The following is a 26,993-nucleotide window of genomic DNA, read 5'->3' on the forward strand; positions in this document are numbered from 1 at the left end:
CGCCGCGGCGCCGCGCCGCGCGGCTACTGCTCGTAGGAGAGCGTGATGGTGTCGCCGCGGTACACCGTCGATCCCTGCACGGGGTCGATCGCACGCACGGGCAGGGAGGACTTCCAGTCGTAGAACCGGCAGAGCACGTTCGTGCAGTCCGGCACCTCCACCTGGAGGCCGAGGTTCTCGAGCGTCGAGGTGGCGTCGTTGATCGTCTTGCCGGCGACGTCGGGCAGCGTGATCGGTGTCGGACCGCGTGAGACGACGAGGTCGACGGCCGAGCCCTGCACGGCGGGGGAGTCCTCGACCTCCGCCGAGATGACCTGCCCCCTCGGGACCTCGTCGCTGTACTGTTCCTGCTGCGCCCCGACCGTCAGCCCGACGCCGTCGAGGGTCGACGTCGCCTCGTCCACCGTCTTGCCCGTGACGTCGGGCACCGGCCCGAGCGACACCGTCAGGGTCACGGGACCGCGTTCCCCGTAGGTCTCGACCGACGACAGGTCGACGGTCTGCCCGTCCGTCCCGAGGCCCTTCGCCGCGATGACGGTGTCCTTCGGGGCGTCGGCGGAGAACTCGTACTGGTCGTCCTGCAGCTGGAAGTCGTCGTCGAGCGCGGCGGTCACCTTGGAGAGCGGCTGACCGACGATGGCCGGCAGGGTGATCAGGCGCGGGCCGCCGGAGACGACGATCTGCACGGCGGTGCCCTTGCGGACCTCACGCTCGGCAGCGGGCTTGGTGGTCGACACCTGGCCCTTCGCGACGACCGCGTCGTACCGGGTGCCGGTCCGGGCCGCGGGCTGGAGTCCCTGTGCCTGCAGGAGCTGCCGCGCCTGGGCGACGGACTTGCCCGTGACCTCGGGGATCCGGACGTTGCCGAGCGGCCCCGGCCCGAGTGCCCAGCCGACCACGCCGGCGATGATCGCGAGCACCACGACCACCGCCAGCACGATCCAGCCGCGTCGGCGACGCTTGGCGGACTTGTCCGCGAGCCGTTGTCCTGCGGGCGAGAGGGCGCCGGCCGGCGCTCCCGTGCGACGGGGACCGGGCGCACCGCGCCGCGCGGGGGCAGCCGGCGTCCCACCGGTGGACCCGGCGATCACGCGCGTCGCGTCCGTGGCGTCGCCGCTGTCCGCGGACGCCGGCGAGGAACCGCCGGCCGGCAGGATCGCGGTGGCGTTCTCGGGACGCAGCACCGCGGTGCGGTACTGGCCGGTCGCGCGCTGCAGGTCGCCGGACATGTGGTCGAGCATGTCGCGCGCGTCCCGCGGTCGGTCGTCGGGGTCGCGGGCCGTCGCCCAGGCGACCAGGTCGTCGAGCTCCGGCGGCACCCCGGGCTCGGCGGCGCTCGGCACCGGGACCGTGTCGTTCGCGTGCTGGTACGCGATCTGCATCGGCTGGTCGCCCTTGTAGGGCTGCTCACCCGTGAGCATCTCGTAGAGCATGATGCCGAGCGCGTAGATGTCGCTGCGCGAGTCGGCGGCGCCACGGGTGACGAGTTCCGGGGAGAGGTACGCGATGGTGCCGAGCAGGGCGGCCCCGGTGGCGGTGTTCGCCGTCGTCGCCCGCGCCAGGCCGAAGTCGCCGAGCTTGATGCGGCCGTCGTCGGCGAGCAGGACGTTCTCGGGCTTGAGGTCGCGGTGCACGATGCCGGCGCGGTGCGCGGATGCCAACCCGGCGAGCACGGCACGCAGGATGTCGGTTGCCTGCTCCGGGGTCAGGGCCCGGTGCTCCTGCAGCAGGTCGCGCAGGGTGATGCCCGGGATGTACTCCATCACGATGTAGGCGGTGTCGTCCTCGGCGCCCTGGTCGTACACGCCGACCAGGTTCGGGTGCGACAGGCGGGCGGCGGACCGGGCCTCCTGGATGAAGCGGTCGCGGAACGCCTGGTCGTCGGCCAGGTGCCCGTGCATGATCTTGATCGCGACGCGACGCTCGAGCCGGACGTCGGTGGCGAGGTACACGGTCGCCATGCCGCCGCGGGCGATGCGCGAGCGCACGCGGTACCGCTGGTCGATCATCCGACCGATCATCGGGTCCGTGGCGGCGTTCGTGGTCATCGGCGGCATTCTACGAAGGCGTCCTGGCCGCGCCCGACCTGACGCACCGGTCGTGATCCAATCTCGATCTCGAGGATGACTCGCTCCGTCGCACGGCCAGGGCGCGGTGCCGCGCCGGGACGCCCCGAGGGCGACAGGATCAGAGCGAGGCCAGCAGGGCGCGCGCGGTCTGCTCCCACTTGGCGTACTCGTTCGGGTACGCCGACACCTGCACGGCCTGCGCCGCAGCGGTCAGGCTCATCGAGGACCAACCCCGGACGCCGAGCAGACCGCGGGTCTTGCCCGGGTTGCCCGAGTAGAACAGCTCGGCCGCGGTCGCCGGGTCCTGGAGCGCGGCGGCCGTGCCCCAGCCCTGGCTCGGACGCTGCTGGAAGAGGCCGACGGAGTCGCGGTCGCCGTGCGACAGGTTGCGGAGGCTCGACTCCTGCAGTGCGGCGGCCAGGGCGATCACGATGCCCCGGTCCGGCACGCCGAGGGTGCGACCGACGGCGACGATCGTCGCGGCGTTCCGGCGCTGCTCACCGGTCAGCTCGACGCCGTTGACGCTGCCGACCGTGGTCGTGACGGCGCCGCCCGTGGGCGTGGTCGTCGGCTTCGTGGTCGCGGTCGGGAGGACCAGGGTCTTCCCCGCGTAGATCGTGCTCGTGTAGCTCAGGCCGTTCGCCGCCAGGAGCGCCTTGACGGACACGCCGTGCTTCGCCGCGATGCCGCCGATGGTGTCGCCGGCGACGATCTTCACGCTCGTGGCGCGCGACGGTGCCGCGGGAGCGGTGCTCGCGACCGGCGCCGGCGTCACGGCGCTGCCGGCGCGGGGGATCGTCAGGGTCTGCCCGGGGTAGATGACCGAGCGCTGCGTGAGGCCGTTCGCCGCGAGGATCGACGAGGTCGACACGCCGACGCGGGCTGCGATGCCGGAGACCGTGTCACCGGACTTCACGTGGTAGCTGCCGCTCCCCGTCGCGGTCGACTTCGCGGGCGCCGCCGCGGTCGCGGCCGGCTTCGACGACAGGTGCAGCGTCTGACCGGGGTGGATGATCGTGTTCCACCCGAGGCCGTTCCGGACGAGCACCTCCTGCGCGGAGAGCCCGAACCGCGCGGCGATGCCGGAGACCGTGTCGCCCTGACGGACCGTGTAGGTGGTCGGGGCCTTGGAGACGGCCGCGACGGTGGTGACGGTCGTCGTCGCCGGCCGGGCCACGGCCGTGCCGAACACCGGACGGTCGCCGACGTTGCGGTCCTCGTCGACGTGCCGCTTCTTCGCAGCGTCGTCGTCGTGCCGCGGCTCGGCGTGCGCGATGGGGCCGGTCAGGCCCGCGGTGACCGCGATCGTGCCGGCGAGGACGATCGGCATGGTGGCGAACCGGGCGGATCGAGCGCGTCGGGCGACGTCGTCTGCAGCGTTGTCCACGGGGGGTGTCTCCTGTCCTGGGTGAGCCGTGCGCGGGTGCGAGCACTCACAGGTGGCTCCACGCTGACATGGCGTGATTCCCAAGTCAACCAGAGAGCACGATGTTGCGCGTGTGACTCGTGTGACCAGTCGGGGGGACCACGACCGCTCGACCGCTCTGGCAACATGGGATCCGTGAGCGCTGCACCCACCGACGACACGACCCTCTCCGAGCGCTGGCTGACGGTGCCGGACCTGGTGGACCTGCTCGGGGTGACCCCCGGCCGGATCCACCGCCTGTTCGAGCAGAAGACGCTGCTGCCCGCCCGCGTCGACGGCATCCTGCGGGTGCCGAGTGAGTTCCTGGACGGCGACGAGCCGCTGCCGGAGCTCCGGGGCACCCTCGTCGTGCTCGGCGACAACGGGTTCTCCGACGACGAGGCCGTGCGGTGGATGCTCTCCGACGAGCCGGCCCTCGGCACCTCGCCCATCGCGGCGCTGCGCGCCGGCCGCAAGGCCGAGGTGCGCCGCATCGCGCAGTCCCTCCTGTAGTCGGCCCGTCCGGACCGACCGCTCCCACTGACGGACGGGAGGCCCGTGGCGACGTCGCCACGGGCCTCCCGTCCGTCAGGTGGTCGGTCGGCTACGCGACCCGGCGGCTCACCGTGTCGGCCAGCGACACGAGCTGCTCGCGCGCCGACGGCGTCAGCGGAGCGGCCGCGAGCGCGGCCTTGGCGCGCTGCACGTGCCGGTCGATCGACCGCTCGACCGCCGCGACCGCACCCGACTCGGTGAGCGTGGCACGGAGCATCTGCACCTGGTCCTCGTCGAGCTCGGGGTCGCCGAGCAGCTCGTCGAGGAGCTGGCGGGGGCCCGACGGCAGTGCCTTGCGGGCCGAGGCGATGAGGACGGTGCGCTTGCCCTCACGGAGGTCGTCGCCGGCGGGCTTGCCGGTGACCCCGGGGTCGCCGAACACGCCGAGCAGGTCGTCGCGCAGCTGGTAGGCGACGCCGAGCGGCAGACCGAAGGAGCGGAGCCCCTCGAGCTGGGCCTCGGACGCGCCGGCGACCAGGGCGCCGATCACGAGGGGCGCCTCGATCGAGTACTTGGCGGACTTGAAGACGATGACGCGCTGCGCCCGGACCAGGTGCTCGGACTCGTCGATCGTCGGCCAGGCGGTCTCCTCGTGCACGTCGAGGTACTGCCCCGCCGTCACGTCGAGCCGCATGGTGTGGAACTCCTGGCGGACGATCCGCGCCCGCGCGGGGTCGAGCAGGGCGAGGCCCTCGTCGAAGACCGAGTCGCTCAGCGAGAGCAGCACGTCGCCGAGCAGCAGCGCCGAGTTCGTGCCGTACAGCGCGCGGTCGCCCACCCAGCCGGACTCCTCGTGCAGGGACTCGAAGCGGCGGTGGGCCGCCGGACGACCACGGCGGGTGTCCGACCGGTCCATGATGTCGTCGTGCACGAGCGCCGCGGCGTGGAAGACCTCGAGCGCTGCCGCGACGGTCACGACCGCCTCGGCCGTGGTCTGACGGGAGCCCTCGGCGAGGGGGTCGAACGACCCGGACCGACCGGCCACGGACTGCCAGCCCCAGTAGCAGAACAGGGCGCGGAAGCGCTTGCCGCCGGACAGCAGGTCACGGGCGTAGCGGTCGAACGGCTCGAGGTCGGGGCTGATGGCGAGGAGCCGTTCACGTTGCTCGTCGAGGGCCCGTTCGACCCGCGCCGATACGAGGTCCACTAATCGCGTACTCTCAGCCACGGTCCCTACCCTAGTGGAGCGGTCGAGACATAGAATCGGTCCACTTCAGCGGTGCCGCTACCCGGCGGCGGCGCGGCACACCAGCGGTCACCCAGACAGCATCCCCAGGAACAAGAGGGAAACAAGATGCCACTCTCGGAGCAAGAGCAGCGACTCCTCGAAGAGATGGAGCGGAGCCTCTACCAGAACGACTCCGACTTCGTGGCGCGTGTCACGCGTCGTCAGGGCCGAGCGAGCTACACCTCGATCACCATCGGCGTGCTCGGCGCCCTCGTGGGCATCGGGATCGTGGTCCTCGCACTCGCCCTCAAGCAGCCGTGGCTCGGTCTGCCCGGGTTCGTCGTCATGCTCGCCGGCGTGCTCTACGCGCTGCGCCCGGGCATGCGGATGCCGAAGGCCGGGGCGACGACGCCGCGGTCCGGTGTCCCGAAGCCCGGACGTCCCGCGCGGCCGTCGTCCGGCGGATCGTTCATGGACCGCATGAACGAGCGCTGGGACAAGCGCAACGACCCGGGCAACCAGTAGCGGGTCCTCCACACACCTCCACAGCGGGGCCGGTCCATCGGGACCGGCCCCGCTGTCGTGTTCGGGGTCTCCGCAGCGCAGCGGGCATCCCTGACGGGGATCGGGTGTCCGTGGTCGGTTCGGGCCTCCGTGGTCGGCTCGGGCCTCCCTGGTGCGATCGGGCGTCCCTGGTCGGTTCGGGCCTCCGTGGTCGGCTCGGGCGTACCTGGTGCGATCGGGCTTCCCTGGTCGGCTCGGGCGTACTTGGTCGGTTCGGGCGTACCTGGTCGGACCGGGCGTACCTGGTCGGACCGGGCGTACCTGGTCGGACGGGACCACCGGGTACGCCCGGTTCCACTTTCCATCAAGCGCGTCATGGGAAGGAACGGGCGCTGGCGGCAGCAGGGCGACCGCTGACGGACGGGAGGCGCGGGGCGGGCGGGCGCCGTGCCTCCCGTCCGGCCGGCGCCGTGCCTCCCGTCCGGCGCGCCCCTCGGTGGTCCCGAGACTGCGAAAGTCCTCCACTTCCCTCCACGCGCCCCACTCCGCTCCACGGGCCCGCCGTTCCGCGGATCGGACGGGAGATCGCGCTCGTGACCGTGCCTGGCGACCGCCCCAGTCCGGGGGATCCGGGCAGTTCGGGGAGTTCGGACCGTTCCGTGGGGAGCGAAGTGGAGTAAAGTGGGGGACGCGACGGTCCGGTGGAGCGGAGGGGAGGTCCCGACGTGCTGCTCGGTACCCATGCCCCGAAACTCGACGAGAAGGGTCGCGTGATCCTCCCCGCCAAGTTCCGGGACGAACTGTCCGGGGGGCTCGTGATGACCCGTGGGCAGGAGCGCTGCGTCGTGGTGTTCAGCGCGGACACGTTCGAGCAACTGCACGAGCGCATCCGGACGGCCCCGATGACGTCGAAGCGCACCCGGGACTACATGCGCCTGTTCCTCTCCGGAGCGAGCGCGGAGACCCCGGACAAGCAGAACCGCGTGACGATCCCGCAGAACCTCCGTGAGTACGCGGGGCTCGAGCGGGACCTCACGGTCATCGGCAGCGGTGACCGTGCCGAGATCTGGTCGACCCCCGCGTGGGAGGCCTACTACGCCGAGGTCGAAGAGGGCTTCGCCGACAACGACGAGGAGGTGATCCCGGGGATCTTCTGATCCGCGGATCGGGACTCCCAGCCGTGGTGCCCTGACACACCTTCCCCGGTGTCAGGTCGCATGGATGGGGATCCGGGTGCGTGGCCCAGAGGACCGAGGGGCTGCACATGGCCGAAGACCAGCCGAAGTTCCCGCACACGCCGGTGATGCTCCAGCGCATCGTCGACCTGTTCGAACCCGCCCTCGACGGCGCGGGCAAGGTCGTCGTCGACGCCACCCTCGGCATGGGCGGCCACTCCGAGGGGTTGCTCGAGCGGTTCCCGGACCTCACGCTCATCGGGCTCGACCGCGACACCGACGCGCTCGGCATCGCGGAGGAGCGACTCGCGCGCTTCGGCGACCGCGTGCGGCTCGTGCACACCGTGTACGACGGCATCGTCGAGGCGGTGGAGGGCGAGGGGTTCCACCAGGTCGACGGCGTGCTGTTCGACCTCGGCGTGAGCTCGCTGCAGCTCGACCGTGCCGAACGCGGCTTCGCCTACAGCCAGGACGCCCCGCTGGACATGCGGATGGACCGGACCGAGGGGCAGACCGCGGCCGACGTCCTCGCCACCTACGACGAGGGCGAGCTCCGGCGCATCTTCCAGCGCTACGGCGAGGAGAAGCTCGCCGGCCGCTACGCCCGTGCGATCGTCGAGCGCCGCGCAGAGCGACCGTTCACGATGTCCGGTGACCTCGTGCAGGTGCTGCACGACGCGACCCCGGTGGCGATCCAGCGCCAGGGGCACCCGGCGAAGCGCGTCTTCCAGGCGCTCCGCATCGAGGTGAACGCCGAGCTGGCGGTGCTCGAACGGGCGATCCCGGCCGCGCTCGACACCATCGGCGTCGGCGGTCGCATCGTGGTCGAGTCCTACCAGTCCCTCGAGGACCGCCTGGTCAAGCGGGCGCTGGTCGAACGGACGACGTCGAGCGCACCGGCCGGACTGCCGGTCGAGCTGCCGGAGCACGCCCCCACCTACTCCCTGGTCGTCAAGGGCGCGGAACTGGCCGACGAGGCCGAACGCGCCGCCAACCCCCGAGCCATCCCCGTGCGCCTGCGCGCGGCCGAGCGGATCCGGAAGTGACATGAGCACGAACCTCGCACTCGTCGACCCCGTCGTCGTCCCGTCGCGTGCCCCGCAGCCGCCCCGCCGGGACCGCCCCGAGCTCGTCGAGGTCACGCCGTCGAAGGCGCAGCGCCGAGCCCGGCCGAAGATCGCCTACGCGATCGTGGCCGTCGTCGCGCTCGGCGTCCTGCTGCTCGCGCAGCTCGGCATCAGCATGGTGCTCAGCCAGGGGGCGTACACGCTCGACTCGCTGGGCGCCGAGCAGACGAAGCTCTCGCGCACGCAGCAGTCGCTGTCCGAGGAGCTCCGGGTGCTCGACTCCCCGCAGAACCTGGCCCGCAACGCGCAGTCGCTCGGCATGATCGCCAACTCGACGCCGGTGTACCTCGACCCGCAGACCGGTCGTGTCTACGGCACCCCGACCCCGGCCGCGCCGGACGAGGCGACCGCGAGCACCGACAACCAGGTCCCGAACGCACTGCTCGACCCGGTGCCGCTCGCCGACCAGCAGCCGGAGGGCGCTGCCGCAGCCCCGGCGACCCCGAGCACGAAGGACACCGAGCAGTCGGCGCCCGCCACCGAGCGCGGTGCCGCGACGACCGAGGCCGGTGGCGCCGCTGGGAACAGCGCAGGTGCCAGCGCGTCGACCGGGGCATCCTCGACGCCGGACGTAGAGTCCGACGCGAACCCGCTCCAGGCACCCACCACCCGGTGACCTGCGCGCCGGGACACCCTGCTGCACCACCCGGGAAGGACCGCACCGCGTGACGAAGACGATCCGCAGCCCTCGACTGCGCTACAGCGTGGTGATCATCGCCGTGATCGCCCTGGTGGCGGTCTTCGTGATCCGCCTGGTCGACATCCAGGTCGTGCAGGCGGCGGACCTCAACGACGCGTCGAAGGCGAAGCGGAGCATCCCGGTCACCATCTACGGCGCACGCGGAGCGATCGTCGACCGCAACGGCGTGGAGCTCGCCGACAGCGTCAACCGCTACAACATCACGACGGCGCCACGGCTCGTGAAGGGCTTCACCGGCAAGCTCGGCGGCGACCGGCTGAAGAAGGTGTCGGTCGACGACGCGCTCCGGGCCCTCGCGAAGGCGTCCGGTGGCGACGTCGCCGCGATGCAGAAGGCGATCGCGGCCGATCCGACGTCGCAGTTCGCGTACCTGGTCAAGGGCCTCGACGTGAAGCACTACGAGGCCGTCGCGGCGCTCGGCATCCCCTGGGTCTACAAGGACCAGCAGACCGCCCGGGTCTACCCGATGGGCGCGACCGGCGGTGCCCTGACCGGCTTCATGGGGACCGACGGCGCCCAGGCCGGACTCGAGTACTCCTACAACCAGTGCCTCGCGGGCAAGAACGGCTCCGAGACGTACGAGCGCGGTGAGGACGGCGTGCAGCTGCCCGGCAGCACCCGGACGACCGAGCAGGCCAAGGACGGCGGGACGCTGCAGACCACGATCGACAGCGACCTGCAGTACATGGCGCAGCAGACCATCACGTCCGCGGCGAAGACCCTGCAGGCCGAGTCCGCCACCGCGACCGTCGTGGACGTGAAGACGGGGGAGCTCCTCGCCGTCGCCGACACCCCGACCGTGGACCCGAACGACGTCGACGCGACGAAGGACAAGGGCGCCTTCGGCTCCCGCGCACTGACGTCGACGTACGAGCCCGGTTCGACGATCAAGGCCGCCATCGCCGCGGCGCTCATCGACCAGGGCAAGTCGAGCCCCACCGACCGCGCCGTCGTGCCGTACTCGCGGTCGTTCCCCTGGGGCGGCAAGATCCAGGACTCCGAGTTCCACCAGACCGAGAACCTGACGCTCACGGGCATCCTGCAGAACTCGTCGAACGTGGGCATCACCGAACTCGGTGAGCGGCTCACGGAGCAGCAGCGCTACGACTACATGAAGAAGTTCGGGCTCTTCGAGCCGGAGTCGGCGATCGAGTACCCGGGCCAGCCGGGCATGGAGTACGGCCCGAGCCCCGACTGGGACCAGCAGACCAACATCAACTCGATGTTCGGCCAGGGCATCTCGACGACGGCGATCCAGGTCGCGAGCGTGTTCCAGACCCTCGCGAACGAGGGCGTCCGCATCCCCCTGCACATGGTGAAGGGCTGCGAGACCGCCGACGGCAGGACCATCGACGCGCCCGACGTGCAGGGCTCCCGCGTCGTCTCGGCCGCTGCCGCCGACCAGACCGTCAAGATGCTGCAGAGCGTCGTGACGGGCGGCACGCTGGTGGGCATGAAGCCGATCTCCGGCTACAACATCGCCGCGAAGACCGGTACCGCCGAGGTCGCCGAGGGCTCGAAGGGCTACGGCGGACAGCGCATCACGTCGGTGGCCGGAATGGCACCCGCCGAGGACCCCCAGTATGTTGTCACGGTGACGTTCACGAAGCCGCAGACCAACAAGTGGTCCAGCGGAGCGGCTCCGGCGTTCCGCACTCTCATGTCCCAGGTGCTCGAGAAGTACCGAGTAGCCCCCTCCACGGCCGAGGCGCAGCTGTACCCGTCCACGTGGTGAGGAAGAAGGAGCACTTGTCCGCACGGATCCCCCCGGTCCTCCGACCCGAACACCCGACCCCGAGGAGCGTGGCCGAACTCGCGAACGCGTTCGGCATGCGCGTCGTCGGCACGGTCGACGCCGTCGAGACCACGGGTGTCACGCTGAGCGCCGCCGAGGTGCAGCCGGGTGACCTGTTCGTCGGCGTGCACGGCGCGAACCGGCACGGCGCGCAGTTCGCCACCGAAGCCGCCGAGCGCGGCGCCGTCGCGGTGCTGACCGACGCGGACGGCGTCGCCCTCGCCGAGCCGGCCGGCCTGCCGGTGCTCGTGGTCGAGGACCCCCGTGCTGCGCTCGGCGACGTGTCCGCGTGGGTCTACCGCACCCACCCGGACGAGGCCACGGACCTGCCGCAGCTCTTCGCCACGACCGGCACGAACGGCAAGACGAGCACGTCCTACATCCTCGAGGGCATCCTCAAGCAGCTCGGCCTGGTCACCGGCCTCAGCTCGACCGCGGAGCGCCACATCGGCACGCTCAGCGTGACGAGCCGCCTCACCACGCCCGAGGCGAGCGAGATGCACGCCCTGTTGGCACGCATGCGCGAGTCCGAGGTCCGCGCGGTCGCCGTCGAGGTCAGCGCGCAGGCACTGAGCCGCCACCGCGTCGACGGCATCGTCTTCGACGTCGCCGGCTTCACGAACCTGTCGCACGACCACCTCGACGACTACGCCGACATGGAGGAGTACTACCAGGCGAAGCTCCCGCTGTTCCAGCCCGAGCACGCCCGCCGCGGCGTCGTCTCGCTGGACACCGACTGGGGCCACCGTGTGGTGCAGGACTCCCGCATCCCGGTCACCACCATCACGGTGCACCCCGAGGTCGAGGCCGAGTGGCACGTCGACATCGTCGCTGCGGAGGCCGCCTACACCGAGTTCCGGCTGACCGGTCCCGAGGGCCGCGAGCTCACCACGCGCGTGCCCCTGATCGGTTGGCACATGGCGGCCAACGCCGCGCTCGCGATCGTCATGCTGGTCGAGGGCGGCTTCGAGCTCGGGGCGATCGCCCACGCGCTCGGGTCGAACCACCGCCGCTACGCCGACGAGACCGACGAGCACCCGGTCAGCGCCGTCGAGTGCTACCTGCCCGGTCGCACCGAGCGCGTCTCCGGCGACCGCGGCCCGAGCGTCTACGTCGACTTCGGCCACAGCGCCGACGCGTTCGAGAACACCCTCGCCGCCGTGCGTCAGTTCACGCCGGGCCGGGTCCTCATGCTGTTCGGCGCCGACGGCGACCGCGACACGACCAAGCGCGGCGACATGGCCCGTGTGGCAGCGGCGGGGAGCGACGTCCTCGTCATCACCGACCACCACCCGCGCTTCGAGGACGCCGCCTCGATCCGGAAGACCCTGGTCGACGCCGCACGCGAGGCCTACCCGGACCACGAGACCTACGAGGTCAGCCCGCCCGAGGCCGCCATCCGCAAGGCGGTCAGCCTGGTCGGCGAGGGGGACTCGATCCTCTGGGCCGGTCCCGGACACCAGGACTACCGCGACATCGCTGGCGTCCGCACGCCGTACTCGGCCCGCGACGAGGCCCGCAAGGCCCTCCGCGAGGCCGGCTGGGAGCCGAACTCCGGTCCGGCGGAGGAGATCCGATGATCGCCCTGACCCTCGCCGAGATCGCCGCCGCGATCGGCGGCGAGCTCGTCAGCGGTGCCCCCGAGCGGATCGTCGACGGCAGCGTCGAGACGGACTCGCGCCTCGTCGGCGCGGGCAGCGTCTTCTTCGCGCTCCTCGGCGAGGAGACCGACGGACACCGCTTCGTGCCCGCCGCCGCGCAGGCCGGAGCGGCCCTCGTCGTCACCGAGCGGGCCGTCGAGCTGCCCGAGGGCACCGGGACCGCACAGGTCGTCGTGGCCGACGGGTACGCAGCCCTCGCGGCACTCGCGCACGAGGTCGTCGCCCGCGTCCGCGCGTCGAGCGCCGACCGCGTCGACGAGCAGGGGCGCCCGGCACCGCTGCGCGTGGTCGGCATCACCGGCTCGAACGGCAAGACGAGCACCAAGAACATGCTCCGCACGATCCTCGAGCAGCACGGCGCCACCGTCGCACCGCAGGGGTCGTTCAACAACCACGTCGGCGCGCCCGTGTCGATGCTCCGCATCACCCACGACACGCGGTTCCTCGTGGTCGAGATGGGCGCGAGCGGCATCGGCCACATCGCGAAGCTCGTCTCGATCGCCGAGCCCGACGTCGGCGTCGTCCTCAAGGTCGGACTGGCGCACGCCGGCGAGTTCGGCGGGATCGAGGCGACACAGCGCGCGAAGTCCGAGATGGTCACCGACCTGCCCGCCACCGCGACGGCCCTGCTCAACGTGGACGACGACCGCGTGGCGTCCATGCGCGCGATCACCGACGCGACGGTCGTCGGCTTCGGCACGTCCGCCGGGGCGGACTACCGCATCTCCGGCATCGAGACGGACCGCAGCGGCACCCGCTTCACGCTCACCGCTCCTCTCCCCTCCGGCACGGCCGGCCTGCCGTTGGCGCGTCAGTCCGGAACCGGCGGCGTGGACCCCGTCCGTCCCGGTGGTGACGGTCTCGACGACGCGACGGACCAGCCGGGAGGCACGCCCCGCCTCCCCGAGACCGTCGACGTCCGTCTCGCCATCCTGGGCGAGCACCACGCGATGAACGCGTCCGCCGCGCTCACCGTGGCGCACCTGTGGGGTGTCCCGCTCGCCGCCGGCGCCGAGGCGCTCGCGTCGATGACGCGAGCCGAGCGCTGGCGCATGGAGCTCCTCCAGGGCGGCCCGGAGGGCGTGACCGTCATCAACGACGCCTACAACGCCTCCCCGGACTCGATGGCGGCCGCGCTCCGGACCCTGGCGCAGATCGTGCGCCCGGGGGAGCGCTCCGTCGCCGTGCTCGGTGAGATGGCAGAGCTCGGCGAGTTCTCGACCGAGGAGCACGACACCATCGGTCGGCTCGTCGTCCGTCTGAACATCGGGCAGCTCGTGGTCGTCGGCCGCGGCGCCGCGCCCATCCACCAGGCCGCCACCCTCGAGGGGTCGTGGGACGGCGAGTCCGTGTACATCGAGGACGTCGACGACGCCGTCCGTGCCCTGCAGGAGATGGTCCGCCCCGGCGACGTCGTCCTCGTCAAGTCCTCGAAGTCCGCCGAACTGCGATTCCTCGGCGACCGCCTCGGAGGTGTCACCGAATGATCGCGCTCCTCGTCGCCGGCGCCGTGGCGCTGGTGTTCACACTGCTGCTCACCCCGTTGTTCATCAAGCTGTTCCACCGGCTCGGCTGGGGTCAGTTCATCCGTGACGACGGCCCGCAGTCGCACCACACCAAGCGCGGCACCGCGACCATGGGCGGCATCGTCCTGATCCTCGGCGCGGTGCTCGGCTACTTCGTCGGGCACCTGGTCGGCCGTGACTCGGTGACGCTGTCCGGTCTGCTCGTGCTCTTCCTCATGGTCGGGCTCGGGTTCGTCGGCTTCATCGACGACTTCCTCAAGGTCCGGCGCCAGCGGAGCCTCGGGCTCGGCGGTTGGGCGAAGGTCCTCGGTCAGGTCATCGTCGGTGTGGTCTTCGCGACGATCGCCCTCGTCGTCCCGACGGGCAACGGCAAGCCGCCGGCGTCCACCATGATCTCCGCGATCCGCGACGTGCCGTGGCTCGACTTCATGGTGCTCGGCACCGTGATCGGGACCGTCCTGTACCTGGCGTGGATCGTCCTGCTGACGGTGTCGACGTCGAACGGCGTCAACGTCGCGGACGGCCTCGACGGGCTCGCGACCGGCTCGAGCATCCTGGCCATCGGCTCGTACGTCATCATCGGCTTCTGGCAGTCGAACCAGATCTGCGGCGGTGCCCGGCTCGACGAGAGCACGGCCCACGCCTGCTACAGCACGTCCGACCCCCTCGACCTCGCGGTCGTCGCGGCCGCGGTGTGCGGTGGCCTGATCGGCTTCCTCTGGTACAACACCTCGCCGGCGCAGATCTTCCTCGGCGACACCGGGTCGCTCGGGCTCGGTGGCGCCCTGGCCGGTCTGGCGATCCTCAGCCGCACCGAGCTCCTGCTGATCCTGATCGGCGGCCTGTTCTTCATCGTCACCGGCTCGGTCATCCTGCAGCGGGCCTACTTCAAGATCACCCACGGCAAGCGCATCTTCCGGATGAGTCCGCTGCACCACCACTTCGAGCTGAAGGGGTGGGCCGAGGTGACCGTCGTCGTCCGGTTCTGGATCATCGCGGGGCTCTGCGTCGCGGCCGGTGTCGGACTCTTCTACCTGGAATGGATCGCCCGAGTTGGTTGACGCTCGCCTCGAAGGTCTCGACAGCTGGTACGCCGAGGGCTGGAAGGGGCTCCGGGTCGCCGTGCTCGGCCTCGGGGCGACCGGGTTCTCGGTCGCGGACACGCTGGTCGAGCTCGGCAGCGACGTCACGGTCTACGCGCCCGACGGCGCCGAGGACACGGTGGAGCTCCTCGACGTCATCGGCGCCCGGTTCGAGCGGACCCCGCTCGACACCGTGCCCGCGGCGCTCGAGGCCCGGACGCCGGACCTCGTGGTCGTGTCGCCGGGGCTCCCGCCGCACAACGCCTCCGTGCGGTGGGCGACCGAGCACAGCACGGTGTGGGGCGACGTCGAGCTGGCGTGGCGTGTGCGCGACAAGGTCGTGCGCGGGCCGATCGCCGCTCCGTGGGTGACCATCACCGGGACGAACGGCAAGACCACCACCACGCAGCTGACCACCGCGATGTTCACGGCGGCCGGGCTCCGTGCGGTGGCGTGCGGGAACATCGGCGTGCCGGTGCTCGACGTCGTGCGCGACCCGGAGGGCTTCGACGTCCTCGTCGTCGAGCTGTCCAGCCACCAGCTCCACTACATGCCGACCACGGGTGACGGCGCCGTCGTGCCGCTCGCGAGCGCGTGCCTGAACATCGCCGACGACCACCTCGAGTGGCACGGGTCCGCCGAGGCGTACCGCGCCGCGAAGGCCAAGGTCTACGAGCGCTCCGTGATGGCGTGCGTGTACAACACCGCCGACGACGCGACCCGCCGCATGGTCGAGGAGGCCGACGTGGTCGAGGGCTGCCGCGCCGTCGGCTTCACCCCCGGGGTCCCGGCGCCCGGCGACGTCGGGATCGTCGACGACGTGCTCTGCGACCGCGCCTTCACCGAGGACCGTCGCAACAGCGCCCTCGAGCTCGCGACGGTCGCCGACCTGGAGCAGGCCGGGCTCGCGAGCCCGCACATGACGATGAACGTCCTCGCGGCCGCCGCGCTCGCCCGGGCAGCGGCCGTCGAGCCGGCGCACATCCGCACCGCCGTGCAGGGCTTCCGCGCCGACCACCACCGCACCGAGCACGTCGCCACGGCGGACGGCATCGCCTGGGTCGACGACTCGAAGGCCACCAACCCGCACGCGGCCACGGCCTCGCTGGCGTCGTTCGACACGGTCGTCTGGATCGTCGGCGGGCAGTTCAAGGGCGTCGACATCGACGGACTCGTCGAGCGGTTCGGCCCCGACGCCCGCGCCGTCGTCGTCATCGGCACGGACCGGACCCCGGTGCTCGAGGCATTCGCGCGACACGCGCCCGCGGTCCCGGTCCTGCAGGTCGAGGCGACGGACACTGATCAGGTCATGCCCGAGGCGGTCCGGCATGCCGCCTCGGTCGCGCGACCCGGCGACACGGTCCTCCTCGCCCCGGCTGCTGCGTCGTTCGACCAGTTCGGTTCCTACGCGGACCGGGGGCGTCGATTCGCGGCGGCGGTCCACGAGCACCTGGGAGGCACAGCCGATGGCGACGACGGACCTGCCGAACGGGCGTAGCGGGAGTCGCACGACCGGCGGCGCTCCGCGCGCGGACGGCAACCGTCGGACGCACGGGGCCGTCGTGGCGGTCAAGAACGTCTTCGTCGCGGAGTCGAGCACGTTCTACACGATCCTCGGCGTGACGCTCTTCCTGGTCGTGTTCGGCGTCGTGATGGTGCTGTCGTCGTCGAGCGTCGAGCAGTACGCGAAGACCCACGACTTCTTCGGCGCCGCGTCACGACAGGGGCTCTACGCGGTGCTCGGCGTGCCGCTCATGCTGGTCGCCAGCCGCGTCCCCGCGCGCCTCTGGCGGAAGTGGGCGATGCGCATCCTCGGCGCCGCCCTCGTCCTGCAGCTGCTCGTGTACACGCCGCTCGGCGTCGAGGTGCAGGGCAACCGCAACTGGATCCGGCTCGGGTCGTTCACCGCGCAGCCGTCCGAGGCGGTGAAGCTCGGGATCGTCCTGGCGATCGGCGCGATCATCTACGTCAAGCGCGACCGACTGCGCGAGTGGAAGGAACTGTTCGTGCCGGTCGGCATCGCGACGGTGCTGCCGCTCGGCATGGTGCTCCTCGGCGGCGACCAGGGCACCGCGATGATCATGCTCATCCTGCTGCTCGGCGCCCTGTACATCGGCGGCGCGCGGGCGAAGCACCTGCTCGTCATCCTCGGGGTGGTCGCGGTCGTGCTGCCGTTCGTCACGATGACCTCGGCGTCGCGGTCGTACCGCATCAACGCCTGGCTCTCCGGCTGCACGGACTCGAACCAGTTCCAGGACCTCTGCTGGCAGCCCGTGCACGGCATGTGGGCACTGGCGTCCGGCGGGGTCTTCGGCGTCGGGCTCGGCAACTCCAAGGCGAAGTGGTCGTGGCTGCCCGAGGCGGACAACGACTACATCTTCGCGATCATCGGCGAGGAGCTCGGCCTGATCGGTGCGGTCGTCGTCCTGGCGCTCTTCGTCGTGCTGGCCATCAGCATGATCAAGGTCATCCGGCAGTCGAACGACCCCTTCGTCCGGACCGTCACCGGTGGGATCCTGATGTGGATCATCGGGCAGGCGCTCGTCAACATCGCGGTCGTCCTCGGGCTGCTGCCGGTCCTCGGCGTCCCGTTGCCGCTGATCTCCGCCGGCGGCTCGGCGCTCATCATGACCCTCGTGGCGATCGGCGTCGTGCTCTCGTTCGCCCGTGACCTGCCGGGCAAGGACCGCGACCTGCCGCGGCGGGGCCCGCGCGACGACCTCGCACCACAGAACGGAGTGCTCCGGTGAGCACCTACCTCTTCGCCGGCGGCGGGACCGCCGGCCACGTCAACCCACTGCTCGCGGTCGCCGACCGGCTGACCGAGCGCGACCCCGACGCCCGCGTGCTCGTGCTCGGCACGGCCGAGGGCCTCGAGTCGCGCCTCGTGCCGATGCGCGGCTACGAGCTGCTGACCATCCCGCGCCTGCCGTTCCCGCGGCGGCTCGACGCCCGGGCGCTCCGGTTCCCCGGCGGGTTCCTCCGCGCCGTCCGTCGGACCGAGCAGTACATCCGTGAGCACGACGTCGAGGTGGTCCTCGGGGTCGGCGGCTACGCGGCAGCCCCGGCGTACATCGCCGCGAAGCGCACCGGCACCCCGATCGTCGTGCACGAGCAGAACGCCAAGCCCGGTCTGGCGAACCGCCTCGCCGCGTTCCTCACCCGGCACGTCGGGGTCACGTTCTCGAACACGAAGCTCCGGCACGGTCGCGTGGTCGGCATGCCGCTCCGCAGGGAGATCGAGACGCTCGACCGCCGAGCCGCCCGCACCGAGGGGCTCGCCGAGTTCGGTCTCGACCCGGCACGCCCGGTCCTGCTCGTCACCGGGGGCTCGTCAGGAGCCCGCAGCATCAACACGACCGTGAACCGGTCGGCGACGGCGATCGTCGACGCCGGGTGGCAGGTCTTGCACGTCGTCGGTGGCGCGTCCGACATCGGCCCGAGCGACCTCGACGGCTACCACGTGCTGCCGTACTGCGACCGCATGGACCTGGCGTACGCGGCGTCGGACTTCGTGGTCTCGCGCTCCGGGGCCGGCATGGTCTGCGAGCTCACGGCCGTCGGGTTGCCGAGCGTGCTCGTGCCGTACCCGGTCGGCAACGGCGAGCAGCGGATCAACGCTGCGGACGTCGTTGGCGCCGGGGGAGCGGTGCTCGTCGACGACGCGGAATTCCGTGAGGACTGGGTGACGTTCCAGCTGCTCGGGATCCTGCGTGACCGGGCACGGATCGCCGACATGGCGGTCCGGGCGGGGAGCGTCGGGCACCGCGACGGAGCGGACCGCATGACGGCTCTCGTCCGCGAGGCGTCGAAGCGCACGAGCAGCAGCACCACGGAGGAACGATGACCATCAAGCCGGACCTGACCCAGCCGATCCCCGACGACCTCGGCACGGTGCACTTCGTCGGCATCGGCGGTTCCGGCATGAGCGGCATCGCCAGGATGTTCCTGGCCGCCGGCCACCGCGTCACCGGCAGCGACTCCCGCGAGACCGCGACCACGGGCACGATGCGCGGCCTCGGCGCCGAGGTGCACATCGGGCACGACGCCGCGAACCTCGCGGACGCCGACACCGTCGTCGTGACGAGCGCGCTCTGGCCGGACAACCCCGAGCTCCTCGAGGCACAGCGCCGCGGTCTCCCGGTCCTGCACCGGTCGCAGGCCCTCGCCGCGCTCATCGCCGACCACCGCCTGGTCGCCGTCGCCGGCGCACACGGCAAGACCACGTCGACGGGCATGATCGTCACCGCCCTGGTCGAGCTCGGCCTCGACCCGAGCTTCGTCAACGGTGGGGTCATCCAGTCCCTCGGCACGAGCTCGGCCCCCGGTGGGAGCGACCTGTTCGTGGTCGAGGCCGACGAGTCCGACGGCTCGTTCCTGCTCTACGACGTCGCCGTCGCGCTCATCACGAACGTCGACGCCGACCACCTCGACCACTACGGCAGCGAGCAGGCCTTCATCGACGCCTTCGTCGAGTTCGCCGGCAAGGCCGGCGAGCGGATCGTCGTGTCGAGCGACGACGCGGGCGCGAAGCGCGTCACCGAGGGCGTCCGCACGCGACCGGACGCACCGGAGATCGTCACGTTCGGCGAGGCGTCGGACGCCGACGTCCGCATCGAGCGCATCGTCGAGGCGGCGAGCGTCGAGGTGGACCTCCGCGCCGACGGGGAGACGCACCACCTCACCCTGCGCGTGCCCGGTCGGCACAACGCCGTCAACGCCGTCGGCGCCTTCGCGGTGCTCACCGGTCTCGGTGTGTCCCCGGCCGACGCGATCCGTGGCATCGAGGCGTTCGGCGGGACCGAGCGCCGGTTCGAGCTGCACGGTGTGGAGCGGGGCGTCGCGGTGTACGACGACTACGCACACCACCCGACCGAGGTCGCGGCGGCCCTCCGGGCGGCCCGCAACGTCGTCGGCGACGGCCGGATCATCGCCATCCACCAGCCCCACCTGTACTCGCGGACCCGGCTGATGGCGGGCGACTTCGCGGCGGTCTACGAGGAACTGGCCGACCACACGGTCGTGCTCGACGTCTACGGCGCCCGCGAGGACCCGGAACCCGGCGTGACCGGCGCCCTCGTGCAGGAGCGCTTCCGCGACCAGTCGCGCGTCGAGTTCCTGCCCGACTGGGACGACGCCGCGGCACGTGCAGCGGCGGTCGCGCGCGAGGGCGACATCGTCATGACGCTCAGCTGCGGCGACGTCTACCGGATCATCCCGCAGGTCCTCGACGCCCTGAAGCGCGACGGTGACGAGGTGCACGCGCAGTGAAGCGGCCCGAGGGGTTCGACGAGGGTCCGGCACAGCCGGACACCTCCTCCGAGGACGCCCCGGCGCCCCGGCAGCGCCGTGCCCCCCGGCTCCCGCGGCGCACGTCGACGGACGGTCGGGAGGCCCGACCCACCCCCGACACGTCGGCCCCCGACGACGACACGGTCACCCCCACCGCCGCCCCACACCCCGGCACGGTCGGCGCACCCCGCGGGGACGGGGCGCGACGTCCGTCGCAGGGTGCGACCCCGTCGGCGAGCCAGCGCGAGCGCGCGAGCGCCCTCGCCGGCGCCGCGGGGCGGCGGCTCGGCGCCGGCTGGTCCTCCGTGGCCGAGCGCCTGCGCGAGTACACCCCGGACGAGGACCACGCGGGTGCCGACCGCGTCGGTGGCCCGGCCTCGCACCCCACGGCGGACACGACGCCCCGGGGTGACGGGGTGCCACGTCCGGACGGGGGTGCGACCGAGGGCGGCGCGACCGTGACGGACGTGATCGACGCGCACCGGGCCTCCCGTCCGGGAGGCGACGGCGAGCACACGACCCCGCTCGGAGCCGGCGTCCGCGCCGCCGAGACCGCACGCGAGGCCCGGGTGGCCAGACGCCGCCGTCGGCTGCTCGAGCGCGCCGAGGTCCGACGCTTCACCCGCCGGTCCCGGCACCGCCGTGCCGCGTGGATCACCGCGGGAGCCGTCGTGGTGGTGTTCGGCGCCTCGATCCTGGTCGCCGTGTACTCGCCGCTCATGGCCCTGCGCACCATCGAGGTCCGCGGCGCGGACCGTGTCGACGAGACCGCACTCCGCCAGGCCCTCTCCGACCAGGTCGGCACCCCGCTCGCACGGCTCGACTTCGACGAGGTGAAGCGGGACATCGCCGGCTTCCCGCTCATCGAGAGCTACGTCACCGAGGAGGTCCCGCCGCACACCCTCGTCGTCACCGTCACCGAGCGGACGCCGGTCGTCGCGGTGCAGTCGGGCTCGTCCTTCGACCTGGTCGACCCCGCGGGCATCGTCGTGCAGTCGTCGCCGAAGCGCCCGGACGGGGTGCCGGTGGCCGACGTCAGCCGTGCCAAGCTCGGCTCGCCGGTGTTCCGGACCATGACCGAGGTCGTGCTCTCGCTGCCCTCGACGGTCCGGGAGCAGGTCACCGACGTCCGGGCCAGCACCGCGGACGACGTCACGCTCACCCTGGACGACGGGTCGAACGTGGTGTGGGGGAGCCCGGACGCGTCGGCGGCCAAGGCAGCACTCCTCGCGGCGCTCGTGAAGGACCACGCGTCGCGGGACCCCGACCGGAAGGTCGAGTTCGACGTGTCCGCACCGGACAACGGCATCGTCCGCGCGAAGCAGTGATTCTCGCGCACCCGATCGACGACACGCGGCGTGGCGGGGCGACAGCCCGAGGAACGCACCCGTAGCGTCGGGGGAGCACCACATCTACCAGCATTGCCCCTGAACTTCAAGTAGAGGTTGAGGGTTCGACCGGAGGCCCGACTGACGTGACCACGAACCACAACTACCTCGCCGTCATCAAGGTCGTCGGTGTCGGCGGCGGCGGCGTGAACGCCGTGAACCGCATGATCGAACTCGGCCTCCGCGGCGTCGAGTTCATCGCGATCAACACCGACGCGCAGGCACTGCTGCTCAGCGACGCCGACGTCAAGCTCGACGTGGGCCGCGAGATCACGCGCGGCCTCGGCGCCGGCGCGGACCCCGAGGTCGGCCGTCGCGCCGCCGAGGACCACGCCGAGGAGATCGAGGAGGCCCTCGCGGGTGCCGACATGGTCTTCGTCACCGCCGGTGAGGGCGGTGGCACCGGTACGGGTGGTGCGCCCGTGGTCGCCCGCATCGCGAAGTCGATCGGCGCGCTGACCATCGGTGTCGTCACGAAGCCGTTCAGCTTCGAGGGCAAGCGTCGGCAGTCGCAGGCCGAGAACGGCGTCGCGTCGCTCAAGGACGAGGTCGACACGCTCATCGTCGTGCCGAACGACCGTCTGCTCGAGATCAGCGACCGCGGTATCTCGATGGTCGAGGCCTTCGCGACCGCCGACCAGGTCCTGCTCGCCGGTGTCCAGGGCATCACCGACCTCATCACCACCCCCGGCCTGATCAACCTCGACTTCGCCGACGTCAAGTCGGTCATGCAGGGTGCCGGGTCCGCGCTCATGGGCATCGGCTCGTCCCGCGGAGCGGACCGGGCGATCAAGGCGGCCGAGCTCGCCGTGGCGTCGCCGCTGCTCGAGGCCTCGATCGACGGTGCGCACGGCGTGCTGCTCTCGATCCAGGGCGGGTCGAACCTCGGCATCTTCGAGATCAACGACGCCGCCCGCCTGGTGCAGGAGGCCGTCCACCCCGAGGCGAACATCATCTTCGGTGCCGTGATCGACGACACCCTCGGCGACGAGGTCCGGGTCACGGTCATCGCCGCCGGGTTCGACGGCGGTGAGCCGAGCTCGCAGCAGAAGCAGCACCGCTCGAGCTGGGTCGACCCGGAGAACGGCGCCGCGTCGTCGTCCGCCGCGGCCGGCACCGGCGCGATCGAGGACACGGCGACGAGCGCGCCGTCCTGGGCGTCGCAGGAGCACGAAGCCCCCGTCCGTCGTGCCGCCGACCCGGCGTTCGACGACGACGACGAGCTCGACGTCCCCGACTTCCTGAAGTAACCAACCCCGTGGCAGGTGATCCGCGCCTCCCGTCCGTCGACCAGAGCGACGGACTGGAGGCGCGTCTCGCGTCCGTCCGCGGGTCCATCTCGGACGCGGCGCGCGCAGCGGGCCGATCGGCGGACGAGCTGACGCTCGTCGTCGTGACGAAGTACCACCCGGCGTCGCTCGTCCGGCAGCTGGCCGCACTCGGCGTCACCGACGTGGGGGAGAACCGGCACCAGGAGGCGCAGGCCAAGGCCGCGGAACTCGCGGACCTCGGCCTGACCTGGCACTTCGTCGGTCAGTTGCAGTCGAAGAAGGCGCGGCAGGTGCGCCGGTACGCCGACGTGGTGCAGTCGCTCGACCGCGACTCGGTCGTCGACGCGTTCGCCCCGACGGAGTCCGAGCCGGACCCGCGCGTGGTCGACGGCTTCGTGCAGGTGAACCTGACCGACGACCCCGGTCGCGGGGGCGTGCAGCCGGACGACGTCGAGGCCATGGTCGAGCGGGTCCTGCGCACCGGGACCATCCGGCTCCGTGGCGTGATGGCGGTCGCGCCGCTCGACGAGGAACCGCGTCGGGCGTTCGCCCGGCTCCGTGCGGTCTCGTCGCGGGTGACGTCGATCGCGCCGGGGGCCACGGACATCTCGGCGGGCATGAGCGGCGACCACGCCGAGGCCATCGCCGAGGGCGCGACACACCTGCGGATCGGCACCGCAATCACGGGAAACCGGCCGGACGCGCCCTAGCCTCGTTGCAGGGCACCCACGAGCACCGACCTCCGGAGGAACCATGGCCAACCCGCTCAAGAAGACGATGGTCTACCTCGGCCTCGCCGACGAGGAACTGTACGAGGACGAGCAGCAGCAGGCCGCTGCGCCCACGCGCCAGGCCGCCGCTCCGGCTGCCGCCGCGCCAGCTGCCGCCCCCGCGGCCGAGGCGCCGACCGCAGCAGCGCAGCCGGCCGCGACCCCGGCCGCTGCAGCCGCCGAGCCGAAGACGCACACCCACCAGCGCGGCGCCCAGGTCACCCCGCTCCGCCGCTCGAACACGACCGCACAGAAGGCGACCCCGGTCCAGGAAATGAACGAGATCCTCACCGTCCACCCGCGCGAGTACAAGGACGCCCAGTCCATCGCCGAGAGCTTCCGCGACGGCATCCCCGTCATCATCAACCTCTCGCAGATGACCGAGTCCGACGCCCGTCGCATGATCGACTTCGCGTCGGGCCTGTCGCTCGGCCTGTACGGCAAGATCGAGCGGGTCACGAACAAGGTCTTCCTGCTCTCGCCCGCCCACGTCGCGGTGAGCGGTGAGCCGGCTGAGGTAGAGTCCGACATCGAGGCGTCCTTCTTCGCCCAGTCCTGAGCCGCACCCCGGTTCACCCCGCCCCGTGCGGTCGCCATGACGGCGGTCGCACCCGAGCCGAGCGAGCCCCATCGTGTCACTGGTCTTCGGGATCCTCTCCTTCGCCCTCCTGCTCTACTTCTTCGTGATGTGGGGCCGGTTCGCGTTCGACATCGTGCAGGCGTACAGCCGTGGTTGGCGTCCCCGCGGCGCGCTGCTGGTCGTCGCCGACGTGGTCTACACCCTGACCGACCCGCCGATCCGGTTCGTCCGTCGGCTGCTCCCGCCACTCCGGCTCGGCCCGGTCGCCCTCGACTTCGGCTGGACGATCGTCATGCTCGTGGTGATCATCCTCCGGGTCATCGTCGGCGGTCTCGCACGCGGGTTCTGAGTTCCGCCCGACCGCGACACGCGCCGCGCCGCGGCCAACGTCACGGTTCCGATCCGACCCCGGTGTACGGTGGTCGGGATCGATGTCCGCTCCGGCGGACGTCCGCACCGCTCGACGCGCCTGGTAGATTCGGTCGCGACGCAAGTGGTTCCACACGTTCAGCAGTTCTATTGAGGTGACGGCAATGGCTTTGACGCCGGAAGACGTAGTCAACAAGCGGTTCCAGCCGACGAAGTTCCGCGAAGGCTACGACCAGGACGAGGTCGACGACTTCCTGGACGAGGTCGTCGTCGAGCTCCGCCGCCTGACGGCCGAGAACGACGAGCTCCGCCAGCGCCTGCAGGCTGCCGAGTCGGCGCCGAAGCCGGCCGCGGCCGAGCCGGCTGCCGAGCAGCAGCCCGCGCCGACCCCCGAGCCCGAGCCGGCCCCCGTCGCCGCCGCTCCGGAGCCCGCGCCGGTCGCCGCCGCCGCTCCGGCACCGTCGACCGTGCCGGCCGACGAGGACACCGAGGGCACGACCAACCTCCTCACGCTGGCCCGTCGCCTGCACGAGGAGCACGTCCGCGAGGGCATCGAGAAGCGCGACGCACTCATCGCCGAGGGCACCGCGCAGGCCGCACGCCTGGTCAACGAGGCCGAGGCGAAGCAGCGCCAGATCATCGCCGACACCGAGAACACCAACCGCCAGCGCGTCGCGGTGCTCGAGCAGGAGCAGCGCCAGCTCGAGGGCAAGATCGACGAGCTCCGCACCTTCGAGCGTGACTACCGTGCGCAGCTCAAGAGCTACATCCAGGGTCAGCTCGCGGAGCTCGACGGATCGGGCTCCGAGCAGTCCGGTCTCACCCCGGCGCCGGCATCGGCGCAGGGCTTCGGCAACTGACGTTGGCTCGACCAGCAACACCGGCGAAGGTCAGTGTCCGCGCGATCGCGGCACTGGCCTTCGCCGCTGTCGTCGTGGTGGCGCTCGACCAGGGCGTCAAGGCGCTCGTCGTCGCCCAGCTGCCGTACGGCCAGGTCGTCCCGGTCCTCGGTGACGCGCTGCAGCTGCTGTACGTCCGGAACCCCGGGGCAGCGTTCTCGTTCGCGGTGAACATGACGTGGGTGTTCTCGATCGTCTCGACGGCCGTGGTCGTCGGCATCGTCGTCTTCGCCCGGCGCATCCGCTCGATGTGGTGGGCGATCGTGCTCGGCATGCTGCTGGGCGGCGCGCTCGGCAACCTGCTCGACCGGCTGTTCCGTGAGCCGGGGTTCGGCCGCGGTCACGTGGTGGACTTCATCTCGACGCCGTGGATGATGCCGGCGATCTACAACATCGCGGACGCGTTCATCTGCGTCAGCATGGTCGTCTTCGTCCTGCTCGTGATCATCGGGGTGAACCTCGACGGCTCACGTGCCCTCTCGGCGAAGCAGCAGCGCGCTGCCGACGCTGCGGCACGCAGCGACGGGGGAGCGACCACCGGCTTCGAGCAGGCCGACGCTGACGACGTGGGTCGTGCCTCCCGTCCGGCCACCGCGCAGCCCGACCCGCGTGCGCCGCGCGACGGCCGCGACGTCCTCGGACACGACGCGACGTGAGCGAGCAGCGGTCCCTCCCGGTCCCCGACGGGCTCGCCGGCGAGCGTGTCGACGCCGCCATCGCGAAGCTCCTGGGGTTCTCGCGGTCGTTCGCGGCCGAGGTCGTCGCCGCGGGCGGCGTCCGGGTCGACGGCGTCGAGGTCGGCAAGTCCGACCGCCTGCACGCCGATGCGTGGCTCGAGGTCGAGTGGTCGCCGAAGGAGCCACCGCGCATCGTGCCGGTCGAGGTGCCCGGGATGCGCATCGTGCACGACGACGAGGACATCGTCGTCGTGGACAAGCCGATCGGTGTCGCAGCGCACCCGTCTCCCGGGTGGGACGGTCCGACGGTGCCCGGTGGACTCGCGGCCGCGGGCTTCACCATCGCCACGTCCGGAGCCGCCGAGCGCGCGGGCATCGTGCACCGGCTGGACGTCGGCACGTCCGGGCTCATGGTCGTCGCCAAGACCGAGCTCGCGTACACGCAGCTCAAGCGCGCCTTCAAGGACCGCACGGTCGAGAAGGTCTACCACGCGCTCGCGCAGGGCCACCCGGACCCGACGGCCGGGACGATCGACGCCCCCATCGGGCGGCACCCGTCGAGTGACTGGAAGTTCGCGGTCACGGCGGACGGCAAGCCGAGCGTGACGCACTACGAGACGCTCGAGGCCTTCCGGTCGGCGACCCTGCTCGAGGTGCACCTGGAGACCGGGCGCACCCACCAGATCCGCGTGCACATGGCGGCGACCAAGCACCCGCTCGTCGGCGACACGATGTACGGCGCCGACCCGGTGCTCGCGAACGAGCTCGGGCTGACGCGGCAGTGGCTCGACGCGGTCCGGTTGGCGTTCGAGCACCCGCGCACGGGGGAGTGGGTCACGTTCGAGGCGTCCTACCCCGACGACCTGCAGCTGGCGCTCGACCGCATCCGCGCCGCGTCCGCGTAGCGCGGGGCGGCGCCGGCGCGGGGCGGGCGCGGCGCGGCGGCGCCGCTGAGGTTCCGAAACTGTCATCTCTCGGCG

24 protein-coding genes are annotated in these 26,993 nt (G+C 71.8%); 21 read left to right on the top strand and 3 right to left on the bottom strand.

Features of this window, described 5'->3' with window-relative positions; genetic code table 11:
- Positions 1-23: 23 nt before the first annotated feature.
- Both pknB and QUG93_RS07340 read right to left on the bottom strand, forming a co-directional pair.
- Positions 24-2,048 (bottom strand): Stk1 family PASTA domain-containing Ser/Thr kinase, encoded by a 2,025-nt coding sequence (pknB, locus tag QUG93_RS07335; protein ID WP_289473272.1) that lies wholly within the window; start codon positions 2,046-2,048, stop codon positions 24-26.
- Between the two features lie 139 nt (positions 2,049-2,187).
- The gene (locus tag QUG93_RS07340; protein WP_289473273.1) at positions 2,188-3,456 is read right to left on the bottom strand and encodes a LysM peptidoglycan-binding domain-containing protein; all 1,269 of its coding nucleotides are present in this window, start codon (positions 3,454-3,456) and stop codon (positions 2,188-2,190) included.
- Between the two features lie 165 nt (positions 3,457-3,621).
- Between QUG93_RS07340 and QUG93_RS07345 the strand changes: the two genes are divergently transcribed.
- Positions 3,622-3,987 (top strand): Rv2175c family DNA-binding protein, encoded by a 366-nt coding sequence (locus QUG93_RS07345; RefSeq protein ID WP_289473274.1) that lies wholly within the window; start codon positions 3,622-3,624, stop codon positions 3,985-3,987.
- A 91-nt stretch (positions 3,988-4,078) separates the two neighbouring features.
- Here QUG93_RS07345 and QUG93_RS07350 read toward each other — a convergent pair whose 3' ends face one another.
- On the bottom strand, positions 4,079-5,176 hold the full coding sequence (locus QUG93_RS07350; protein ID WP_434533090.1) for a polyprenyl synthetase family protein: 1,098 nt from the start codon (positions 5,174-5,176) through the stop codon (positions 4,079-4,081).
- A 147-nt stretch (positions 5,177-5,323) separates the two neighbouring features.
- Here QUG93_RS07350 and QUG93_RS07355 point away from each other — a divergent pair, with 147 nt between their 5' ends.
- The 20 genes from QUG93_RS07355 to QUG93_RS07450 all read left to right on the top strand — a co-directional run bounded on the left by QUG93_RS07355 (position 5,324) and on the right by QUG93_RS07450 (position 26,918).
- Complete coding sequence (locus QUG93_RS07355; protein WP_289473276.1) at positions 5,324-5,722, top strand: SCO2097 family morphological protein; 399 nt, start codon at positions 5,324-5,326, stop codon at positions 5,720-5,722.
- Positions 5,723-6,426: 704 nt separating this feature from the next.
- Entirely contained in the window at positions 6,427-6,858 is a 432-nt protein-coding gene (gene mraZ, locus QUG93_RS07360) for a division/cell wall cluster transcriptional repressor MraZ (RefSeq protein ID WP_058729729.1), read from the top strand.
- Positions 6,859-6,965: 107 nt separating this feature from the next.
- A complete protein-coding gene (rsmH, locus tag QUG93_RS07365) occupies positions 6,966-7,922 on the top strand; it encodes a 16S rRNA (cytosine(1402)-N(4))-methyltransferase RsmH (protein ID WP_289473277.1) in 957 nt (318 codons plus the stop codon).
- A gap of 1 nt (position 7,923) precedes the next feature.
- Positions 7,924-8,619, top strand: a complete 696-nt coding sequence (ftsL, locus tag QUG93_RS07370) for a cell division protein FtsL (RefSeq protein ID WP_289473278.1) — start codon at positions 7,924-7,926, stop codon at positions 8,617-8,619.
- Between the two features lie 49 nt (positions 8,620-8,668).
- The gene (locus QUG93_RS07375; RefSeq protein WP_289473279.1) at positions 8,669-10,438 is read left to right on the top strand and encodes a peptidoglycan D,D-transpeptidase FtsI family protein; all 1,770 of its coding nucleotides are present in this window, start codon (positions 8,669-8,671) and stop codon (positions 10,436-10,438) included.
- A gap of 14 nt (positions 10,439-10,452) precedes the next feature.
- Positions 10,453-12,078, top strand: coding sequence for a Mur ligase family protein (locus QUG93_RS07380; RefSeq protein WP_289473280.1), 1,626 nt, complete (start codon positions 10,453-10,455; stop codon positions 12,076-12,078).
- Positions 12,075-13,646 carry a UDP-N-acetylmuramoyl-tripeptide--D-alanyl-D-alanine ligase gene (locus QUG93_RS07385; RefSeq protein ID WP_289473281.1) on the top strand — a complete coding sequence of 524 codons (1,572 nt, stop codon included), beginning with the start codon at positions 12,075-12,077 and terminating at the stop codon, positions 13,644-13,646. Before QUG93_RS07380 ends, QUG93_RS07385 begins: the two co-directional genes overlap by 4 nt.
- Positions 13,643-14,746, top strand: coding sequence for a phospho-N-acetylmuramoyl-pentapeptide-transferase (gene mraY, locus QUG93_RS07390; RefSeq protein WP_289473282.1), 1,104 nt, complete (start codon positions 13,643-13,645; stop codon positions 14,744-14,746). Before QUG93_RS07385 ends, mraY begins: the two co-directional genes overlap by 4 nt.
- On the top strand, positions 14,739-16,265 hold the full coding sequence (murD, locus tag QUG93_RS07395; RefSeq protein ID WP_289473283.1) for a UDP-N-acetylmuramoyl-L-alanine--D-glutamate ligase: 1,527 nt from the start codon (positions 14,739-14,741) through the stop codon (positions 16,263-16,265). The genes mraY and murD overlap by 8 nt, the downstream gene beginning before the upstream one ends.
- On the top strand, positions 16,234-17,517 hold the full coding sequence (gene ftsW, locus QUG93_RS07400) for a putative lipid II flippase FtsW (RefSeq protein ID WP_289473284.1): 1,284 nt from the start codon (positions 16,234-16,236) through the stop codon (positions 17,515-17,517). The genes murD and ftsW overlap by 32 nt, the downstream gene beginning before the upstream one ends.
- Complete coding sequence (locus tag QUG93_RS07405; RefSeq protein WP_289473285.1) at positions 17,514-18,614, top strand: UDP-N-acetylglucosamine--N-acetylmuramyl-(pentapeptide) pyrophosphoryl-undecaprenol N-acetylglucosamine transferase; 1,101 nt, start codon at positions 17,514-17,516, stop codon at positions 18,612-18,614. The genes ftsW and QUG93_RS07405 overlap by 4 nt, the downstream gene beginning before the upstream one ends.
- A complete protein-coding gene (murC, locus tag QUG93_RS07410; protein WP_289473286.1) occupies positions 18,611-20,038 on the top strand; it encodes a UDP-N-acetylmuramate--L-alanine ligase in 1,428 nt (475 codons plus the stop codon). Before QUG93_RS07405 ends, murC begins: the two co-directional genes overlap by 4 nt.
- Complete coding sequence (locus tag QUG93_RS07415) at positions 20,035-21,387, top strand: cell division protein FtsQ/DivIB (RefSeq protein WP_289473287.1); 1,353 nt, start codon at positions 20,035-20,037, stop codon at positions 21,385-21,387. Before murC ends, QUG93_RS07415 begins: the two co-directional genes overlap by 4 nt.
- A 146-nt stretch (positions 21,388-21,533) precedes the next feature.
- Positions 21,534-22,697, top strand: coding sequence for a cell division protein FtsZ (gene ftsZ / locus QUG93_RS07420; RefSeq protein WP_289473288.1), 1,164 nt, complete (start codon positions 21,534-21,536; stop codon positions 22,695-22,697).
- Positions 22,698-22,705: 8 nt separating this feature from the next.
- Positions 22,706-23,428, top strand: coding sequence for a YggS family pyridoxal phosphate-dependent enzyme (locus QUG93_RS07425; RefSeq protein WP_289473289.1), 723 nt, complete (start codon positions 22,706-22,708; stop codon positions 23,426-23,428).
- 43 nt (positions 23,429-23,471) lie between these two features.
- Positions 23,472-24,047 carry a cell division protein SepF gene (locus QUG93_RS07430; protein WP_289473290.1) on the top strand — a complete coding sequence of 192 codons (576 nt, stop codon included), beginning with the start codon at positions 23,472-23,474 and terminating at the stop codon, positions 24,045-24,047.
- 73 nt (positions 24,048-24,120) lie between these two features.
- The gene (locus QUG93_RS07435) at positions 24,121-24,417 is read left to right on the top strand and encodes a YggT family protein (protein WP_289473291.1); all 297 of its coding nucleotides are present in this window, start codon (positions 24,121-24,123) and stop codon (positions 24,415-24,417) included.
- A 184-nt stretch (positions 24,418-24,601) separates the two neighbouring features.
- Complete coding sequence (locus QUG93_RS07440; RefSeq protein ID WP_289473292.1) at positions 24,602-25,297, top strand: DivIVA domain-containing protein; 696 nt, start codon at positions 24,602-24,604, stop codon at positions 25,295-25,297.
- Positions 25,298-25,299: 2 nt separating this feature from the next.
- Positions 25,300-25,992 carry a signal peptidase II gene (gene lspA / locus QUG93_RS07445; protein WP_289473293.1) on the top strand — a complete coding sequence of 231 codons (693 nt, stop codon included), beginning with the start codon at positions 25,300-25,302 and terminating at the stop codon, positions 25,990-25,992.
- Positions 25,989-26,918 carry an RluA family pseudouridine synthase gene (locus QUG93_RS07450; protein ID WP_289473294.1) on the top strand — a complete coding sequence of 310 codons (930 nt, stop codon included), beginning with the start codon at positions 25,989-25,991 and terminating at the stop codon, positions 26,916-26,918. The genes lspA and QUG93_RS07450 overlap by 4 nt, the downstream gene beginning before the upstream one ends.
- The last annotated feature ends 75 nt before the right edge of the window (positions 26,919-26,993 follow it).

Source organism: Curtobacterium caseinilyticum (genome assembly GCF_030363035.1).
GTDB classification, from domain to species: Bacteria; Actinomycetota; Actinomycetes; order Actinomycetales; family Microbacteriaceae; genus Curtobacterium; species Curtobacterium caseinilyticum.